Genomic DNA, 3,587 nt, shown 5'->3' with positions numbered 1-3,587 from the left:
CGCCCAACCCGGCACACACGCGTGGCGCAGGGGCTGCGGTCACACCAGCGCCAACCTCGGCCCGGGCTTCGACGCCTTCGGCCTCTCGCTGGGGCTCTACGACGACGTCGTCGTCCGTGTCGCCGACTCCGGGCTGCTCATCGACATCGCAGGCGAGGGCAGCGAGGGTCTCGGTCGACCCTCCCCGCGTAGGCGATCGATCAGCCGATCACCCGCGTCCCGCTCGGCACTGCCCGGGGCGCCGTTCCGGGGAGGAACCTTGTCCGACCACAGCGCCGCAATCGCCGGCGGTCAGACCCGTGACCTGCATGCCTTTATCGCCGGGTTGCCGAAGGCCGAGCTGCATGTGCATCACGTCGGCTCCGCCTCCCCGCGGATCGTCTCGGAGCTGGCCGCCCGGCACCCCGACTCCAAGGTGCCCACCGACCCCGAGGCCCTGGTCGACTACTTCAGCTTCACGGACTTCGCGCACTTCATCGACGTGTATCTGTCCGTGGTCGACCTCATCCGCACGCCTGAGGACGTACGGCTGCTGACGTACGAGGTCGCCCGGGACATGGCCCGCCAGCAGGTGCGGTACGCCGAGTTAACCATCACGCCGTTCTCGTCGACCCGGCGCGGGATCGACGAGCGGGCCTTCATGGACGCGATCGAGGACGCCCGCAAGGCGGCCGAGGCGGAGTTCGGGACCGTGCTGCGGTGGTGCTTCGACATTCCCGGTGAGGCGGGTCTTGAGGCCGCCGAGGAGACCGTGCGGCTCGCCACCGACGACCGGGTGCGGCCCGAGGGGTTGGTGTCGTTCGGGCTCGGCGGGCCGGAGATCGGGGTGCCCCGGCCGCAGTTCAAGCCGTACTTCGACCGGGCCATCGCCGCCGGCCTGCGCTCCGTGCCGCACGCCGGTGAGACCACCGGCCCCGGGACGGTCTGGGACGCGCTGAACGATCTGCGCGCCGAGCGCATCGGACACGGCACCACCTCCGCCCAGGATCCCAAGCTGCTCGCCCATCTCGCCGAGCACGGCATCGCGCTGGAGGTCTGCCCGACCTCCAACATCGCCACCCGCGCGGTCCGCACGCTGGACGAGCACCCGATCAAGGAGTTCGTCCGCGCCGGGGTCCTCGTCACGATCAACTCCGACGACCCGCCGATGTTCGGCACCGACCTCAACAACGAGTACGCGGTCGCCGCCCGCCTCCTCGACCTCGACGAACGCGGTGTCGCCGACCTCGCGAAGAACGCCGTGCGGGCGTCCTTCCTCGACGCGGCGGGCAAGACCCGGATCAACGACGAGATCGACACCTACACCTCGGCGTGGCTCGCCCCCTGACGACCGGCGCCCCCTCAACACCCAGCAGAATGGGCCCATGCAGAACGTGACCGCCGTGGGCCATCGCGGCGACCCCTACCGTGTCCGCGAGAACACCATCGACTCGCTGCGTTCCGCGCTCGACCAGGGCGCGGACGCCGTCGAGTTCGACGTACGGCTGACCCGTGACGGCGTGCCCGTGCTGCTGCACGACGAGACGCTGCAACGGCTGTGGGAGCTGGACCGGCCGCTGAAGTCCCTGTCGGTGGATGAGGTGCGCGGGCTCACGGAGGGCCGGGTGCCGACGCTGGTCGAGGCGCTGGCCGCGACCGAGGGCAGCCGGGTGATGGTCGACCTGCCCGGCCCCGCCGACCAGCGGGCCGTGCGCCGGATCGTGGACGTGATCCGGGAGTACGGGGCGGACGACCGGGTGTACTACTGCGCGGGCGCCGACGCCATGCTCGCCGTCCGCGCGGCCGACCCGTCCGCCGAGATCGCCCTGACCTGGACCTCACTCGCGCCCCCGCGTCCGGCGGTGCTCGAAGCGGTACGGCCGCGCTGGCTCAACTACCGCTTCACGCTGGTGGACCGGGACCTCACCGCACGCGTCCACCGCGACGGCTACCTCCTCTCGGTCTGGACCCCGGACACCCGCCGCTCGATGCGCCGCCTCCTCGACATGGGCGTCGACTCGATCACCACCAACCGTGTCGACGTCCTCTGCGGACTCAGGAAGAAGGGCTGAGGGACACACCCAGTGGCCCCGCCAACTCCCTTGGCGGAGCGATGGACTGGGCGTCCACCCCCTCCCCGGCCCACAGCCGGATCAGCAGCGCGGCGGTCGCCTCCAGCAACCCCGCACCCTGCGCCAACTCCCCCGCCGCGAACGGCTCACAGCCCACATCCCGCACCAACTGCCCTACGACCGCGAGGGCTTCGGCGTCGTCCCCGCTCAGCGGTACGCCGAGGGGACGGCCGTCGAACACCGGGGGTGTCAGGCGCCAGACGTCCTCGTGGCAGAGGTTGAACGCCTTGACGACATGAGCCGAGGGGCCCGCGGCGGCGGCGAGTTGCTCGGCGGCGGAGGGGCCGCCCGCGGTGAGCAGCCGGAAGCCCGCGCCTACGGGGTTCGTGCAGTCGATCAACACCCTTCCGCGCAAGGGGAGTTGCCGGGCCACTTCCGCTACGGCGTCCCACGGCAGCGCGACCAGTACGGCGCCGGTGCCGAAGTCGGCGGCCTCACGGAGGGTGCCCGACGCACCTCCTCGCCGCCGCCCCAGCGCCTTCGCCCGGTCCAAGTCCCGGCCGCCGAACAGCACTTCGTGTCCGGCCCGGATCCACTGCGTGCCCAGCGCGTCCGCCATGCCGCCGGTTCCGAGAATTCCTATTCGCATCCGCATGCCACGACAGTAGGAAGCCGCTCGGGCACCATGTGGTGCGTGACCTCAGACTCGACGGGCTCGATGGATGCGACAGGCTCGATGGACTCGATGTTCCTTGCCGACTGCCGGGCCCGGCTGGCCTTCGACCTGCTGGGCAACACCTGGAACTGCGTGGTGCTGTGGGCGCTGCGGCACGGGCCGCGGCGGCCGGGCGAGCTGCGCGGACATATCGGCGGGATCAGTCAGAAGGTGTTGACGGAGACCCTGCGGCGGCTGGAGTTCAACGGGCTCGTGGCGCGGCGGTCGTACGGTGGTTCGCCGCCACGCGTGGAGTACGAACTCACCGCGCTGGGGCTGACGTTGCTCGAACCGATCGACGCGTTCGGGGCGTGGGCCTTCGAGCACGGTGACGAGGTCATGGCGGCGCGGGACGACTACACCCGGGGCGACTAGAGCCGGGAGCGCTGAGCCACGGTCGCCGGGTCGGCCGGGGTCGTGCGGGTGACGTACTGCGGTACCGGGGTGTTGTCCTTGCCGGTGTCGCGGGTGAGGCCGTAGCGGGTCGCGCCCTGGGCGGGGCTGGTGGTGATGTCCTTCTCCACCGCGTCCCAGGTGGTGGGGAAGACGTTGAGGCCGTAGTCGGCGCCGCGTTCGTTGACGGTGAGGGTGACGCTGCCGTCGACGTAGAAGTACTCGTTCTGCCACATCTGTTGGGTGCCGGTGGGCAGGACGTCGTAGCCGGTGGTCGCGTTGCCCATGCCGGTGGCGGTGGTGTCGTAGGGGACCTTGATCGTCGTACCCTGCACGACGAGGCCCTTGTTGAGGCAGTCGGTCTGGGCGGTGAAGCCCGCGACCGTGCCGGCGGAGTACGAGTCGCCGGAGCAGCCGTACATGCTGCC

General features: G+C 70.9%; 3 protein-coding genes and 2 pseudogenes. 3 read left to right on the top strand and 2 right to left on the bottom strand.

Annotation, left to right across the window (positions count from 1 at the left end; genetic code table 11):
* The first annotated feature begins 116 nt into the window (after positions 1–116).
* Both ACNFOC_RS52345 and ACNFOC_RS52340 read left to right on the top strand, forming a co-directional pair.
* A pseudogene (locus tag ACNFOC_RS52345) lies at positions 117–1,327 on the top strand (adenosine deaminase).
* 37 nt (positions 1,328–1,364) lie between these two features.
* Entirely contained in the window at positions 1,365–2,051 is a 687-nt protein-coding gene (locus ACNFOC_RS52340) for a glycerophosphodiester phosphodiesterase (protein ID WP_416966016.1), read from the top strand.
* On the opposite strand, the gene ACNFOC_RS52335 is transcribed toward ACNFOC_RS52340, so the two are convergent.
* Positions 2,035–2,700, bottom strand: a complete 666-nt coding sequence (locus ACNFOC_RS52335; RefSeq protein WP_416966018.1) for an NADPH-dependent F420 reductase — start codon at positions 2,698–2,700, stop codon at positions 2,035–2,037. The two genes, ACNFOC_RS52340 and ACNFOC_RS52335, sit on opposite strands and share 17 nt — an antisense overlap.
* An 87-nt stretch (positions 2,701–2,787) precedes the next feature.
* On the opposite strand from ACNFOC_RS52335, the gene ACNFOC_RS52330 reads away from it, so the two are divergent.
* Positions 2,788–3,141 (top strand): winged helix-turn-helix transcriptional regulator, encoded by a 354-nt coding sequence (locus ACNFOC_RS52330; protein ID WP_416966017.1) that lies wholly within the window; start codon positions 2,788–2,790, stop codon positions 3,139–3,141.
* Here the strand turns inward: ACNFOC_RS52330 and ACNFOC_RS52325 are convergent.
* Positions 3,138–3,587: pseudogene (locus ACNFOC_RS52325) on the bottom strand (hypothetical protein); the annotation flags it as partial. The gene ACNFOC_RS52330 and the pseudogene ACNFOC_RS52325 sit on opposite strands and share 4 nt — an antisense overlap.

The organism is Streptomyces colwelliae, assembly GCF_048158785.1.
Lineage (GTDB): Bacteria > Actinomycetota > Actinomycetes > Streptomycetales > Streptomycetaceae > Streptomyces.
Note: the sequence above shows the minus strand (reverse complement) of the source record. Positions and strands in the feature narration are given on the sequence as shown.